Source organism: Paenirhizobium cremeum (genome assembly GCF_022884085.1).
In the GTDB taxonomy this organism is placed as follows: domain Bacteria; phylum Pseudomonadota; class Alphaproteobacteria; order Rhizobiales; family Rhizobiaceae; genus Allorhizobium; species Allorhizobium cremeum.
In genome coordinates this window covers 21237-36112 of record NZ_JAGGCS010000018.1, presented here as the reverse complement: position 1 = coordinate 36112, position 14876 = coordinate 21237, and the positions used below count along the sequence as shown (strand labels likewise).

The following is a 14876-nucleotide window of genomic DNA, read 5'->3' as shown; positions in this document are numbered from 1 at the left end:
GGCGCAGGAAAGGCCATTACCCGCAATTTCTAGACGTGAGAGCGCGCCCATTGCGCGATCTGGGCGGCAGACATCGCGCCGCTCTGGCGCGCGATTTCCTTGCCGCCTTTGAAGAGGATCATGGTGGGAATGCCGCGGATCCCGTAGCGGCCGGCGATCTCCTGTTCGGCTTCCGTATCGAGCTTGCCCAGGCGGACACGGGGTTCGAGCGAGCGCGCCGCCGCTTCGAATTGGGGCGCCATCATCTTGCATGGCCCGCACCACTCGGCCCAGAAATCCACGAGCAACGGCAAGTCGGCATTCGCGTGGCGGTCGAAATTCGCCGCCGTTAGCGTAACCGGATGGCCCTGAAAGAGGGGGGCGCCGCAGCGTCCGCAATTGGGATTGTCGCCCAGGCGCTCTTGCGGCACCCGGTTGGTGGAATTGCAGTTCGGGCAGATAACGGTCGTCATTTGGTTTCCTTTTCTGAACGGGCCCGGTCTTCCGGGCGGTGGATGGTTCTCTCGACGTCAGTGGCCAGACAGGCCGCGGCGCGCCTCGCGTTCTCGCGGCACGGGCAGATATTCGACGCCGCCGCCCTGCCGCCGCACAGGCTGCGGGTAAAGCGTCATCAGTTGCAGGACTTCCTTGGGCATGTCCGTTCCGACGGGCAGGCCCAGCTCGCGTGCCTCATCGGCGGAGATCGGATAATCGTGGGTCCAGGTGCCGGTCGCCAGTTTCGCCGCCACATCCGCCGCCTGGGCCTCATCCATCTTGTCCGAGAGAAGCCGCTTCGCGAAGGCCTCGATCTGCGCGATGGCCTTGCGGCCGACATCGGCCATGATCAGCGTCTGGTCGTCGATCTCGGCGATGGGTTTTTCCTCGACGACCTTGATCAGCGAGGCGGCGGGCATCTGGCCGAGCTGCGGATCAACGGGGCCCAGCACGGAATGCTCGCACATCACGATCTCGTCGGCGGCAAGCGCGATCAAGGTGCCGCCCGACATCGCGTAATGCGGCACGAACACGGTGACCTTGCCCTTGTGGCCCTGAATGGCCCGAGCGATCTGGGTTGCCGCCAGCACCAGCCCACCCGGCGTGTGCAGCACGATATCGAGCGGCACCTCGTCGTCGGTCATCTGGATCGCACGCAGGACTTCCTCGGAATCGTTGACGTCGATGTAGCGCATCAGGGGAAAACCCAGCAGGTTCATGGTCTCCTGCCGGTGGATCAGCGAGATGACGCGGCTGGCGCGTTTCTTCTCGATCTGGGCGATCTTGCGGGTGCGCATCGCCTCCAGATATCTGCGCTGAAGCACCGGTTGCAGCGCAGAGAAGATGAAGAAGAGCCAGAAAAGCTGCGTTATGTCCATGGACCTTGTCCTCCTTGCCGTCGGCCGTCGGGCAAAAAGCCGTAGATGCCTTCGTCGCGGTAGTAATTGCGATAGACGTCCGCGCGCCTACGCAGGAATGGCGTGACGAGCCAGCCGGCGACGAACCCGCCGATATGCGCCCACCAGGCGATGCCGCCCGTGGCCTGATCGCCCAGCGACAGAATGCCGGGGATCACCTGCAGGCCGAGCCAGATCATCGCGAAGCCAAAGGCCGGGACCTCGAAGAACAGCGGCAGGAAGAGAACCGGCACCATCACCACCAGCTTCGCCGCCGGAAACATGCGCGCATAAGCGCCGATCACGCCCGCGATCGCACCGGATGCGCCGAGCGCGGGAATGACGGAATCGGGGTTGGCCAAGGCATGCGCCAGGCTGGCCGCGATACCGCAGAACAGATAGAACAGCGTGAACCGGCCCGGCCCAAGCCGGTCCTCGACCGCAGGGCCGAAAATCCAGAGCGTCCACATGTTCAAGATGAGGTGAAGCCAGCCCCCGTGCAGGAAGATATTGGTCAGAAATGGGGTCCAGTCGTCGGACGGGGCGATGAGGCTTGGCTGTCCGAAGAAGCGCGAGGGCACCAGCGCGAACTCGAACACGAACCGGTCCACTACGCGCGGCGGCAGGCTCGTCTGATAGAGAAACGTGAGGACGTTCGCAGAGATGAGCACCCATACGATGACGGGCGGGTAGCGGCGCGCGACACTGTCAAGATAGGGAAACAATTCAGCTCCTACTTGCTGATGAGCGTATGAGAGGTGCGTGTTCGATGGATCTGCTTTCGGGCATTCACGTCTCCACAGCGGTTCCAGTTGCGGCAATCAGTAGCCCCAATCCTGCGAGCAAGGTAAAACCTCCAGCTTGAAGGCGGCGGCCGGCCTGCAGGTGTCCGATAGCGGCAATGGCTGATTGAGTAGCATAGTAGAGAGCAAATGCGCGCGATGCGATGCCGATAATCTCGAAAACGCTCGAACTCCACGTCAATGCCAGCCCGACGATCCCCAATAGAAAGTAACCGATCTGAGGCCGCACTCGCCCATCGGTCACTTCGACAAGCAACCCACCGGCTCCGACGACATCGGCGACGGCAGCGCTGAATTGCGACAGTAGCGCAGCGCCAATCAACAGTGCGGGTAATATCGGAGGAATGACCCGAAAGATGTCAATTATTGCAGTTTCTGAAAGCGTGATTGTATTCGCCGGAAACGAGAAGGCCAGAAAACCAATATACGCGACGTAAATTATAGAGGCGATAAATTGGGCATATTCATGCTCTTTATTCGCGTTTCAGCCGTATATTCAAGGCCAAGATATCTTGACGTCTCAAAACCTTGCACCGTGACAAGAAGGCCAAAGACTAGAGCGACAGCAGTCCACCCGCCAGTCTGGGGAGAATTAATTACAACCTCGTCCGCGATCACTTTATCAGCAAGAAAATGAACAAGACCGACCATCATCCCGGCTATGATGGCAAGTTTCAGAGAGACTGATGCCTTTTCAAGACCTTCCAATGCATCAAAGCCGCGTATAAGCCCTGTGACTGCAATAAAAAAGAAGACCGCGGTCGTAACGAGCCGTGCCTCGAATCTGCTTCCGCCGTCATCGGTCAGGCTTACGGCAAAGGCGCCAAAGAGATTCAGATAATACGCTACCGAAATCACGTAGGCGAATATCAATATCCAACTTGATACTCTTTCAATGAAAAGCTCCGGTCGACTGCGATTATCGGCGGTCAATGAAATTCGCGCAATATTCGCGCGGATGGCACCACCAAACAGAAAAGCCAATCCGCACAGTGCCATCATCGCAACCGGGGCCGCATAACCAAAGGAAGCGTCCAGGATCGGTCCACAACCAAGAACCCGCTGCCTATGATAGACGCGAGCGGGGTTACCGTTGCCCGCCAACCACGTAGCGTTCGAACCTTGGGGTGAAAGAGGAAGGCTGCGACAGCAAGGCATGCTGACAGAACCGCGATATCAAGCATTGCTGTTGCCGGACCGCTTTCCGCCTATCGTCACGCCCGTCCAGGCCGGGGGATCGGAGGCCGGGAAGGATTCGAGATCGGCTTCAAGCACCGGATCGAATTCGGCCTGTTCTTGCGACGACAGGTCCACCGTGCCTTTCTGCTCGACCGCGCGCCGGAGGCGGTGATCCGAGCGACCGTGATCCACGCGGGACGGTATGCGGAAGGCTTCCGGCGCATCGGCCCCCTTGTAGAGCCGATGCCGTTCCTCGCCGCGCCAGTGGTCAGGCGCACGCCGGTGAGCCGTATCCTCACGCACGAGGTAGCGCCAGTCCTGCCGCTCCGCGAATTCCACGGCGCTTTCGCGGTCGGGGAATTTCAGCCGGATCGGACGATAGGGATCGTCGCTAGAGGTATATCCCATCAGCGGCTCGATTTGGGGCGGGCGCGACGGCTCGAATTCCAGTATCCAGTAGTTGGGCTGCGGCGCCGATGTCATCGCGGAACGAGCCGGCCGGTAGATGATCGCGGTCGGAACGTCCCATGATCTCATGTTGGTCCCGGGTATCTTCGGCGCAAAGGGTGGACGATTATGGCCGCGCATCATGGTGCTTACCCTCGGTTATCCCCCAGAAAAGTGTGTTCCAGCCGGGCGCGATCCCGCAGGGGCAGGAGTATTCGCGACCCTCTCTGATGAGCGCTCTCAAAAAGCGCATGTGCGGTATCGGAAGACTGACCTGAGTCACGCAGTTTGTCGCGAAGATAATTGCGCGCCGACTGGACGATCCGGGTCACGTCGTCTTCAGCAATGCCGAGAACCGAAGATGCCTTTTCAAGCGGAGTGTCGTTCAGATCGACAAGAAACAGGACTCTGCGCCATAGCGCCGGAAGACCGGCGATCGCCCGGTGAAAGATCAGCGCGTCCTGGCGTTTCGCGACAGCCGTTTCAGGGTCGTCCCCACCGTCGTCGGCGATGAGCTCCTCGAGCCGCAGCACGTCGTCGGGCTGATAAAACTCGAAGATTTCCTCATCCGACTCGGTAGGCTCCCCGGCCGACGCCTCGGGTGCGGCGTCGATCGATGCGGCATCTTCGGGCAACGCGCGGCGCGCGGCGGCCGCCTCGGCCTCGATGGTCTCGAAAGTCAGTTTCAGCAGCCAGTCGCCTATGGAAAACTCGGTGGGCCGCTGCTCGAACCTCTCCAGCCCCTTGAGGATCGTCGCATCGACGAGATCCCGAACGCTGAGGTAACCAGCCGGCACAGATCCGCTGCATTCGAGATAGGTCAACTCGCGCCTGACGGTGTCATAGACCGTATCGAGATGATCCTCGATCAGGTCGAAGAAAAGCTGGCGCCGCTCCGCCTCCACCGCATCCCGCACGGACGGCAGCTGGGCACCGATCCGGGGTCGGCGGGTGGGACGCTTGTATTCAGACTCGTGCTTGAGGCGCGCCACATGCCGATCGAGCCGGTGGCGCAGGTCGGCAAAGGCCTTGCGCAGGACAGGCTCGATCTCGAACCCCTCTTCCTGCACCGCGATCAGGCCCGAGGGCAGTTGCAGGCGCAGGCTGACATGGATGCGCACCTTGCCCTTCGTCTGCGAGGCGAAGACCTCAAGCCGGACGAGATCTTCGCTGAAGCGTGCAAGATGCGGTTCGAGTTGCCGCACCTCTTCCTCGATGACCTCCGGCGCGCGCTGCTCGCCGTGCCGGTCAAGATTGCGAAATGCTCTGATGAGTTTCATGGCGTGTGACCTGCTGTCGCTTTCGACGAAATGGGCCGGCGCGACCGTCATCGCGCCGGCCGGTCCTTCACGACGTCACCCGGTGGGCTTGTCGTCCTTGGACTGCGCCGCATCCGTAGCGTCGACCGGAATATCGGGTGCCAGAGCGTCTGACTTGTTTTCGGCAACTTCGCTGGACTCGTTGATCCCGGCCTCGGCCTGATCGTCCGGGCTGTCGTCACCGGTGTCCTTTGCGATCTTTTTGAACACGACCCTCTGTTCGTCCGCCGACCAGGCGACGCGGACCTTGTCACCATCCTCGATCCGCCCGGAGAGCATTCCGCGGGCCAACTCGGTCTCCAGCTCCGACCGGATCAGCCGGCGCAGCTCGCGGGCGCCGAATTCTGGACGGAAGCCGACCGCGCCGAAGTGATCCACGACGCTCACGTCGAATTCGAGTTCGACGCCCTGGGTCAGGGCGGTCGTCTTCACCCGGTTCAGCTGCAACTCGACGATCTGGCGGATCTCCGACTGATTCAGTGAGTGGAAGACGATCATCTCGTCGATCCGGTTGATGAACTCTGGCCGGAAATGACCGCGCAACACCTCCATCAGTTCGGATTTCTGCTTGGCCTCGTCGAACTCCTTGGTGCCGCGTTTCTTGAGGTTGCGCTGGATGATGTCCGAACCGAGGTTCGAGGTGGCGATGATAATGGTGTTGGTGAAGTCAACAACGCGGCCCTTGCCGTCGGTCAGGCGGCCATCGTCGAACACCTGAAGCAGGATGTTGTACACATCCGGATGCGCCTTCTCGATCTCGTCGAGCAGTACGACCGAGTACGGCCGACGGCGCACCTTCTCCGTCAGTTGCCCGCCTTCGTCGTATCCAACGTAGCCCGGAGGCGCACCAACCAGCCGGGCAACCGAGTGGCGCTCGCCATACTCCGACATGTCGATACGGATCGTCGCGTCCTGATCGCCGAAGATCACCTCGGCGAGCGTCTTGGCCAGCTCCGTCTTGCCAACCCCGGTCGGCCCGAGGAAGAGGAACGTCGCGGTCGGGCCGCGTCCCTCACGCAGACCTGCGCGCGCAAGGCGCACCGCATCGGCCACGGCGCGGATTGCCTCTTCCTGGCCTATGACGCGCTCGTGCAGCTTCTCCTCTAGCTTGAGGAGCTTGTCCTTCTCCTCGGTGGTCAGCTCTGTGACCGGAACACCGGTGATCTTGGAGACGATCTGCGCGACATGATCGGCGCGCACCTCGGCGGTCGCCGAAGCCTGGTCGCGCTTCCAGATCTCCAGAAGCTCGTCCAGTTCCTTCTGCTTTTGCTCGAGCTCCTTCTTGAGTTCGGCAGCGCGATCGAACTGCTTGCGGGCGGCGGCGTAATCTTGCTCTCGCTTGATCTGCGCAACTTCGGCCTCCAGCTCCTGGACGTCCACGGGGCGCGCTGTGGCGCTGATCTTCACCCGTGCGGCGGCCTGGTCGATCAGGTCGATCGCCTTGTCGGGCATGAAGCGGCCAGTGATGTAGCGGTCCGACAACTCGGCCGCCGCGACTATGGCCTCGTCGGTGATTGTCACCTTGTGGTGCGCCTCCAGCGTGTCGCGCAGGCCGCGCAGGATCATGATGACCTGAGCGACCGTGGGTTCCTCGACATAAACCGGCTGGAAGCGGCGTTCGAGTGCTGCGTCTTTCTCGATGTATTTCTGGTATTCGTTGAGCGTCGTCGCGCCGATCAGGTTCAGCTCGCCCCGCGCCAGCGCCGGCTTGAAGGTGTTGGCGATGTCCAGCCCACCCTCGCCGCCGCCCTGGCCGGCGCCGACGATGGTGTGGATCTCGTCGATGAACAGGATCAGGCTGTCCTTTTCCTCGGTGATCTCCTTGAGGATCTTCTGCACCCGCTCCTCGAACTCGCCGCGATACTTTGAGCCGGCGACCATCGAGTTGATGTTGAGCTCCACGAGCCGCTTGTCGCGCAGGGCCTCGGGCACCTCGCCCGCGACGATCCGTTGTGCGAGCCCCTCGACGATGGCGGTCTTGCCCACGCCGGGCTCGCCGATCAGCACCGGATTGTTCTTTTTCCGGCGGGCGAGCACTTCGATCGTCGTCTCGATCTCGCGGGCGCGGCCGATGACGGGGTCGAGCTTGCCCTCGCGGGCGAGCTTGGTCAGGTCGCGGCTGAACTGGTCGAGATCGGGCGTGCTGGACGGCGCCTCCACACGGCCTTCCTCGGCCCCCTTGCCCACGACCTTCGTCACCTGCTGGCGCAGCGCCTGCGGCGTGAGGCCGTACTTGCGCAGGATAGACGCGGCCAGGCCCTCACCCTCCTCGGCGAGGCCGACCAGCAGATGCTCGGGGCCGACATAGGAATGGCCGAGTTCGTTCGAGGTGATGAAGGCGCGGTTCAGCGCGTCTTTCAGACGCGGACTGACGCCGATTTCGCCCGATGCTTTGGCCTCTCCACGCTTCGCTTCCTTCTCGATCTGGCGACGCAGATCGTCCACATCGACCTTAAACTGTTCCAGGATCGTCTTGACGACGTCGGACGAGGTCAGTGCCAGAAGCAGGTGTTCGGTATCGACCTCACTGCGTCCGAATTCCCCGGCCTTCTGTGCGGCGTCCTGCAACAGCTTGTTACCCTGCTCGCTCAGCCGGTCGGCGATCGTGCGTCCGCCGCCGCGCCGCGCCGAACGCCGCGGGGCACCCTCGCCGAAAGTGGCGTCGACGATATCGTCATCGCCGTTACCCATGGAGCCGAGCGTGCCACCCCGCAGCGGGCTGTCACCAAAGAGGCTGCCGAAACCGCTGCCGCCGAAGAACTCGTCAAAAAGCGAATGCTGTCCGAACAGGGATTCCAGCGGCGAGGCGCTGCGGCCCGACCGGCGCACCATCTCGTGGTAATGCTGGTCACAAAGCTCCATGTTCTGAATTCTGCCGTTCACCGAGGCGCGCACGCGCGCCGTCGCCGGGCGACCGCAAATATCGCAAGCTCCGTTTGCCATTCGTCTTCTCCGTTTCTTTATCCAGTCAGGGTTGTCCGCCGATCATCTGCGCCAGTGACAGTGTTACGCAGCGACGGCTTCCGTTCTTTTCACCTTGGACCCAATTGCCACCAGATCGAGCTCGTCCAGTGTCTCTCGTTGCAGGAGATCCTGCGCCGATTGCTCAAGAAGATCCCGATTGGTTTCAAGAAGGGTGAGGGTGCGCTTGAACACGCCATCCACGATGTCGCGAACCTTCTGGTCCATCCGCTCGGCAGTGGCGTCGCTGTAGCGGCGGTTCAGCCACGACGACTGGTCGCCGGTGCCGAGAAAGCCGGGCCGATCGGTGTCGTAGCTGACATGCCCGAGGTCTTCGTCCATCCCGTACCGCGCGACCATGGCGCGGGCGATATCGGTGGCCTTGACCAGATCGTCGGCCGCCCCGGTCGAGACATGATTGTAGATGATCTTCTCGGCCGCGCGCCCGCCAAGCAGGACTGCGATCTTGTTCTCCAGCTCCTCCCGCGTCATCAGGAAGCGGTCCTCGGTCGGGCGCTGGATGGTGTAGCCGAGCGCGCCAATTCCGCGCGGGATGATCGAGACCTTGTGCACCGGGTCCACCCCCGGCAGCGCCATCGCCATAAGCGCGTGCCCCATCTCGTGGTGCGCCACGATCTCGCGCTCGCGCGGGTTCAGAACGCGGTTCTTCTTCTCCAACCCGGCGATGATGCGCTCCACGGCATTGTTGAAGTCGTCCATCGTCACCGCATCAGCCTTGCGGCGCGTGGCGAGCAATGCTGCCTCGTTGACGAGATTGGCAAGATCGGCGCCCGAGAAGCCGGGCGTGAGCGCTGCGACCTTCTCGGCATCGACGTCCGGGGCGAGCTTCACCTTTTTCATGTGAACGCCAAGAATCTGCACACGTCCCTTCTTGTCGGGCCGGTCCACCAGCACCTGACGGTCGAAGCGTCCGGCCCTGAGCAGCGCCGGATCGAGAATCTCCGGACGGTTCGTGGCCGCAAGCAGAACGATGCCCACCGAAGGGTCGAAGCCGTCGAGCTCGGTCAGAAGCTGGTTCAGCGTCTGCTCACGCTCATCGTGGCCGCCAGCGATCTGGCCGGAGGAGCGCGCCCGCCCGAGAGCGTCGAGTTCGTCGATGAAGATAATCGCCGGCGCGGATTTCCGAGCCTGCTCGAAGAGGTCGCGCACCCGCGCGGCACCGACGCCCACGAACATCTCGACGAACTCTGATCCCGAGATCGAAAAGAAGGTCACGCCGGCCTCACCCGCCACCGCGCGCGCCAGCAGCGTCTTGCCGGTGCCCGGCGGCCCAACGAGCAATATGCCTTTGGGGATATGTGCGCCCAGCTTTCCGTATTCGGCCGGGTTCTTGAGGAACTCCACGACCTCCTCGAGCTCGGCCTTGGCCTCGTCCACACCGGCCACGTCGGCGAAGCTGACGCCGGTTTCTTTTTCCATGTAAACCTTGGCCTTGCTGCGGCCGACCTGCATGAACCCGCCGAAGCCCTGCTTGTCGGCGAACTTGCGGAACAGCAGCATCCAGATTCCGAAGAAGATAAGCGCTGGCGCCACCCAGGAAATCAGCGTGCCGAGAAAAGTGTTTTGCGGAACGCCAGTGATCTCGATACCTGACCGGTCTATCCGTTCCAGGATTGCGGGATTCACTACGGTCGTCACGAACTGCTTCTTGCCGTCGACCGGTTCGGCGAAGGTGCCTGTGATAGTGTCTGACCCGACCGCGACAGAGGAAATTTTCCCGTCAGCGAGATACTTCTCGAACTGGCTGTAGCTGATCGGCGCGACGGATTGCCAGCCGGCGATCAGGTTCTGGATGAAAAGCACGGCTATGAAAGCCACCACCCAGTACCAGATGTTGTATTCGGTCTTCCTTTCCATGCCGCTTGTCCCTTTCACTGGCGCCCGAGCCGCGCCCTGATCCGCTCGAGCAGCGCCAGCAGGATGCGCCTTTCGTCTGCCGACAGATCCTGCAAGATTTCATGTTCGAGCGCCGATTGCCGCGGCGCGAGTTCCTCCAGCATCGCCCGGGCCTTCGACGTTGCGGTGACGATCTGCGACCGCCTGTCGTCGAGCGAGGGCGACCGCTCGACCCAGCCGCCCCGGACCATGCGATCGACGAGCTGGCCCGCAGTGGCCGGGCCGACCTCAAGTCGGTCGGCCAGATCGCCGATGGTCAGCCCGGGCGCATCCTCGACATGCGCCGCCGCCATCCAGGACAGGCGGGTCAGGCCGCTGTCGCGGATGTCTTGGTCGATCCGCTGCTGGATGAGCTGCGCGACCCGGTGGATCGTCGTCCCGATCAGCGCGATGTCCGAAGAGATCATGGGTATCCTTCCTCCGGTTGCATGAGACACAGGATAGACCGCACTCCATCCAAAGTGCAATGCACGCATCATACATGCTTGCATAATAAATGGAGCCGCCTATCTTGATGGGCGGTCTCCGAACCCACATCCGGCCGGCACCGTTGCCCGGCCCCTCCATGCCGACGGTTCGGGGGCATCGATCAGCAACAGGAGGCCGGCAATGCTCTACCCGACATATCTGCGCCGCAGCGATCCCTTTGCGCTGATGCGCTCCATGATGCGCGATCTCGACCGCGGTTTCTGGCCGCCGTCCTGCGCGGCGTTCCCGGCGGTGAATGTCTGGCAAGGCCCTGAGGCCGTTGCCATCGCCGCTGAACTTCCCGGCATCGAACCGGGCGACATTGAAATTTCGGTCAAGGACAACGTCCTGACGCTTTCGGGCGAACGCAAGGCGCCCGAGGTTCCCGACGGTGCGCGCTGGTACCGCAACGAACGCGGTTACGGCAGGTTTTCACGCGCGATCCGCCTGCCATTCGCGGCTTCGGATGACAAGGTCGAGGCGAGGATGACGAACGGCGTATTGCGGATCGTCATCTCCCGGCCCGAGGAAGAAAGGCCGAAGAAAATCGAGATCAAGGCAGCCTGAGAGGAGCTGGAACGATGAGCACCGACATCACGCAAGCCGCCGAAAAGACGCCGACCGACGTGCCTGAAACCGCCGCCGGCGGCCGCATCTACCGTCCGCTGACCGATATCGTCGAGACCGATCAGGGTGTCTCCATGATGCTTGAAATGCCTGGGGTCGCCGCCGATGCGGTCGAAATCACGCTCGAAAATCGTGCGTTGACGATCCGCGGCAAGGTTGACCCGGTGCGGCCGGAAAACCTCGAACTTGCCTATGCCGAATATGGCGAGGGCGATTTCGAGCGTGCCTTCACGCTTTCCGAGGACTTCGACCCCGACAGGATCGAAGCCGAGATGCGTGGAGGTGTCCTGACCCTGACGCTCCCCCGAGCCCCTGAAGCGCAGCCGAAAAGGATCGCCGTCAAGGGCGTCTGAAAACCGAAGGAGACCATATCATGCAGATCAAAGACCTCATTCCCTGGGCGCGCAAGGACGGCGCGCCAGATTCTAAGAGCAGCGAAGATAACCCGATCGCGACACTCCAGCGCGAAATGAACCATGTGTTCGAGAACTTCTGGAACCGGGTCGGTCATTTCGAATGGCCCTTTGGCAGCGGCGAAGCGAAATCCGACGTGGTCGAGACCGACAAGGCGATCGAAGTGTCGATCGAGCTGCCGGGCATGGAGATGAAAGACATCGAGGTGACGGTCAACGATGACATGTTGACTGTGAAGGGGGAGAAGAAGATCGAGCGCCAAGAGGAGAAGAAGGGATACTATCTCTCCGAGCGCAGCTACGGCGCAATCTACCGGACAATTCCGCTCCCTCCCGGTGTGGATGGCGAAAAGGCGCAAGCATCCTTCAGGAACGGGGTTCTGACGATCAAGCTGCCCCAGACTCCCGAGGCGCAGGCGAAGGTCAAGCGCATCGAGGTCAAGAACGGCTGATTAGCCGCATTGGGTGTCGCCGGTTTGCGGCGTCCCCTCCGCTCTGTGCGATATAGCACCGTCTGGCGAAGCCCCGGGGAGCTTGTCTCTCCGGGGCGGCCTTCGAGGGGCAATCATGAAAGACTTGCAACGATCCGGGCTAACCCGTGAACAATGGTCGGCGATGACGCTTTACGAGAAGTTCGAGCACGTTGTCATCTTCGTCCTCAGCGTAATCATTGCGGTAATCGTCGTGGCGTCGGTTTGGGTACTGATGCGCGAAGTCGTGAACCGCTTAGTTCTGGGGGCATTTGACACTCTCGATTACGCTGCCTTCCAGGCGGTCTTCGGCATGATCTTCACCGTAGTGATCGCGCTCGAGTTCAAGCGCTCCCTTCTTGTTGCAACTGAGCGCAGCTTCGGCATCCTTCAGGTCCGCACGATCGTGCTGATCGCGCTCCTCGCCATTGCGCGCAAGTTCATCATTCTCGATCTCGGTGAGACGGAGCCGGCCAAGATTGCTGCACTCGCGGGTGCGGCGCTTGCGCTCGGGACTGTCCATTGGCTGGTGCGCGATCAGGACCGGCGCGAAGAGCCCGGCACTAAAAATGCGGATGGCGGTCAATGAACCGAACCTTTTTCATTCGACTTGTTTCAGCAACCTCTGCCGCGCTCCTTATCATTATTGTGTGGCAAAGCTTTCCTATCATTCAGGGCGTTGTGCTCGGTCGGTTTGCCGAACCGCGCGCCGTGGCTCCGCGCGGCGACTTGGCGGCGTTTGAACAAAGCACCATCACGGTATTCAACGCCGCTCGAGACAGTGTCGTCTTCATCACGACGGCCGAACGTGTAGTCGATCCCTGGACCCGGAATGCCTATGACGTTCCGCGCGGGAACGGTTCAGGATTCGTCTGGGACGAACTCGGTCATGTGGTGACGAACAATCATGTTATCGCCGGTGCGAGCCGGGCAGTCGTCAGGCTGGCTGATGGCCGTGCCTTCTCCGCGCGCCTGGTGGGGCGCGCCCCCGAGCACGATCTGGCAGTCCTGCATATCGGCGTAGGTTCTGACCGGCCACCGCCAATCCCCATCGGCACCAGCAACGAGTTGCGTGTCGGTCAGAGCGTGTTCGCCATCGGCAATCCGTTTGGCCTGGACTGGACGATGACGACCGGAATTGTCTCGGCTCTGGGCCGCGAATTGCCGGGAGAAGGCAGTCTCCCGATACGTGGCCTGATCCAGACGGACGCAGCAATCAACCCCGGAAATTCCGGTGGCCCTCTGATCGACAGCGCGGGGCGTCTGATCGGCGTCAACACGGCGATTTTCAGTCCATCCGGCGGCAGTGCGGGAATCGGCTTTGCGGTTCCCGTCGATACGGTCAACCGGGTGGTGCCACAGCTCATCGCTCGCGGCAGCTATGCACCACCACGACTCGGCATCTTATTCGATCCCAGGGTCGACGCGATGCTCGCGCAGGATGGCACCTCCGGCGTCCCGGTCCTCGGAGTCGATCCTGACGGCCCCGCTGCCCGTGCGGGACTGGTGCCCGCCCGCATTGGCGGCGATGGGCTCATTGTAGTCGGCGACCGGATAATCGGCCTTGGAGCGACTAGAGTTGATGACGCGGCTGACCTGATCATGGCGCTCGAAGCGCATCGCCCCGGGGATCAGGCTGAATTGCACATCCGGCGCGGCGATCAGCGCAAGAGCCTCAAGATCACACTCGGCGGAACACGATAGGAGCCGGAAATGCCCACTGTCTCGACGAGGCATCGATTTATCAATCTCGTCCAATCCGCGCTCTTGCTTGGCCTTATGGCGATGATCGCCTGGGCATCCATGACAGCGGTCGTGGGCGCGGAGGTCGGGCTGCTGCTTGCTTTCGGAATGGTTGCGGGTCTGATTTTTGCGCCCAATCTGCCGCAAGACTTCTTGCTGTCCGCATATCAGGCAGAGCGCATAACGGGACGTGATGCGCCCGGCCTTGTCGCAGGAATAGCGGAACTTGCGCGACGTGCCGATTTGCCGCGCGCGCCGAAGCTCTATCGCGTATCGAGCCCATTGCCGAACGCCTTCGCGATGGGCAGTCCAGAAGACAGTACAATCTGCGTCACCGATGGACTGCTTAAACTCCTCGATGGCCGCGAACTCGTCGGTGTCCTGGCTCACGAAGTTGGCCACATCGCAAACCGCGACCTGTGGATCATGGGATTGGCAGATGTGATGTCACGGTTGGTTTCTCTGGCGAGTTGGCTCGGACAGTTCCTGCTGCTCCTCAACCTACCTCTTATTTTCGCGGGCGCGGTCTATGTTCCGTGGCATATCGTGGCGCTTCTCATCTTCGCGCCCACCTTGATGGCGCTCGTGCAGCTCGGCCTGTCGCGCACCCGCGAGTATGACGCAGATCGCGCGGCGGCGGAGCTGACCGGCGACCCGGAGGGTCTCATGAGAGCGCTGAGCAAACTCGAACGCCGTGTCGGAAGGTTCTGGGAAGAAATTTTTCTTCCCGGCCGGCGCATTCCCGAGCCGTCCCTCTTGCGAACACATCCAAGCACAGAATGCCGCGTATCTAGGCTCCGCGAACTCACCGCCCTAGCAACACCTCACTATCCGGCAATCTCCGACATGTCTTATAAACCGCGGCTGCCCTCGTTCTTGCCGCCCAAATTCCATCGATATGGAATTTATTGGTAGAAAGCTCTGATCCGCGCGTGTTTCACCGGAGCATTTCGACCGCCACTATCTTGCGGCAGAGCATGCGCGATAGCTCACGACAATGATCTTGCAGCTTCGTCACTCGCTAATTGAAGGCGGCTGGCCTGCCTTACGGCTGTAGAGCCTCACCTGCGCAATAGCCCGCACCGCCGGTAAAGCTGATTTAGCGAAACGTCGTGACGTTGAGTGGCACAAGACACCATGTCGCCTCGCTCGAAACTCT

At 61.6% G+C, this 14876-nt stretch carries 16 protein-coding genes; 6 read left to right on the top strand and 10 right to left on the bottom strand.

Annotation, left to right across the window (positions count from 1 at the left end; all coding sequences use genetic code 11):
• Positions 1-29: 29 nt before the first annotated feature.
• From trxC to J5N58_RS23325, 10 genes are all read right to left on the bottom strand, one after another.
• Entirely contained in the window at positions 30-452 is a 423-nt protein-coding gene (gene trxC, locus J5N58_RS23370; protein WP_112592672.1) for a thioredoxin TrxC, read from the bottom strand.
• Positions 453-509: 57 nt separating this feature from the next.
• Positions 510-1352: an SDH family Clp fold serine proteinase gene (locus J5N58_RS23365; RefSeq protein WP_112831513.1), complete on the bottom strand. Its 843-nt coding sequence runs from the start codon at positions 1350-1352 to the stop codon at positions 510-512.
• Positions 1343-2095 (bottom strand): rhomboid family intramembrane serine protease, encoded by a 753-nt coding sequence (locus tag J5N58_RS23360; protein WP_112831512.1) that lies wholly within the window; start codon positions 2093-2095, stop codon positions 1343-1345. Before J5N58_RS23360 ends, J5N58_RS23365 begins: the two co-directional genes overlap by 10 nt.
• 64 nt (positions 2096-2159) lie before the next feature.
• Positions 2160-2429, bottom strand: coding sequence for a hypothetical protein (locus J5N58_RS23355; protein ID WP_244713350.1), 270 nt, complete (start codon positions 2427-2429; stop codon positions 2160-2162).
• Between the two features lie 182 nt (positions 2430-2611).
• Positions 2612-3277: a hypothetical protein gene (locus J5N58_RS23350; protein WP_244713341.1), complete on the bottom strand. Its 666-nt coding sequence runs from the start codon at positions 3275-3277 to the stop codon at positions 2612-2614.
• 72 nt (positions 3278-3349) lie between these two features.
• Entirely contained in the window at positions 3350-3889 is a 540-nt protein-coding gene (locus tag J5N58_RS23345) for an NADH dehydrogenase ubiquinone Fe-S protein 4 (RefSeq protein WP_244713339.1), read from the bottom strand.
• Between the two features lie 59 nt (positions 3890-3948).
• Positions 3949-5130 (bottom strand): RNA polymerase sigma factor, encoded by a 1182-nt coding sequence (locus J5N58_RS23340; protein WP_244713333.1) that lies wholly within the window; start codon positions 5128-5130, stop codon positions 3949-3951.
• Positions 5131-5154: 24 nt separating this feature from the next.
• Complete coding sequence (locus J5N58_RS23335) at positions 5155-8061, bottom strand: ATP-dependent Clp protease ATP-binding subunit (protein WP_244713330.1); 2907 nt, start codon at positions 8059-8061, stop codon at positions 5155-5157.
• Positions 8062-8124: 63 nt separating this feature from the next.
• Positions 8125-9957, bottom strand: coding sequence for an ATP-dependent zinc metalloprotease FtsH (gene ftsH, locus J5N58_RS23330; protein ID WP_112831509.1), 1833 nt, complete (start codon positions 9955-9957; stop codon positions 8125-8127).
• A gap of 14 nt (positions 9958-9971) precedes the next feature.
• Positions 9972-10403 carry a MarR family winged helix-turn-helix transcriptional regulator gene (locus J5N58_RS23325; protein WP_013651409.1) on the bottom strand — a complete coding sequence of 144 codons (432 nt, stop codon included), beginning with the start codon at positions 10401-10403 and terminating at the stop codon, positions 9972-9974.
• A 202-nt stretch (positions 10404-10605) separates the two neighbouring features.
• On the opposite strand from J5N58_RS23325, the gene J5N58_RS23320 reads away from it, so the two are divergent.
• From J5N58_RS23320 to J5N58_RS23295, 6 genes are all read left to right on the top strand, one after another.
• Positions 10606-11031, top strand: coding sequence for an Hsp20/alpha crystallin family protein (locus J5N58_RS23320; RefSeq protein WP_112831508.1), 426 nt, complete (start codon positions 10606-10608; stop codon positions 11029-11031).
• A 14-nt stretch (positions 11032-11045) separates the two neighbouring features.
• The gene (locus J5N58_RS23315; protein WP_112831507.1) at positions 11046-11444 is read left to right on the top strand and encodes an Hsp20/alpha crystallin family protein; all 399 of its coding nucleotides are present in this window, start codon (positions 11046-11048) and stop codon (positions 11442-11444) included.
• A 20-nt stretch (positions 11445-11464) separates the two neighbouring features.
• The gene (locus J5N58_RS23310; RefSeq protein ID WP_112831506.1) at positions 11465-11956 is read left to right on the top strand and encodes an Hsp20/alpha crystallin family protein; all 492 of its coding nucleotides are present in this window, start codon (positions 11465-11467) and stop codon (positions 11954-11956) included.
• Positions 11957-12071: 115 nt separating this feature from the next.
• Complete coding sequence (locus J5N58_RS23305) at positions 12072-12563, top strand: phosphate-starvation-inducible PsiE family protein (RefSeq protein ID WP_112592684.1); 492 nt, start codon at positions 12072-12074, stop codon at positions 12561-12563.
• Positions 12560-13678, top strand: a complete 1119-nt coding sequence (locus J5N58_RS23300; RefSeq protein WP_112831504.1) for a S1C family serine protease — start codon at positions 12560-12562, stop codon at positions 13676-13678. Before J5N58_RS23305 ends, J5N58_RS23300 begins: the two co-directional genes overlap by 4 nt.
• 9 nt (positions 13679-13687) lie before the next feature.
• Entirely contained in the window at positions 13688-14632 is a 945-nt protein-coding gene (locus J5N58_RS23295) for a zinc metalloprotease HtpX (protein ID WP_112831503.1), read from the top strand.
• The last annotated feature ends 244 nt before the right edge of the window (positions 14633-14876 follow it).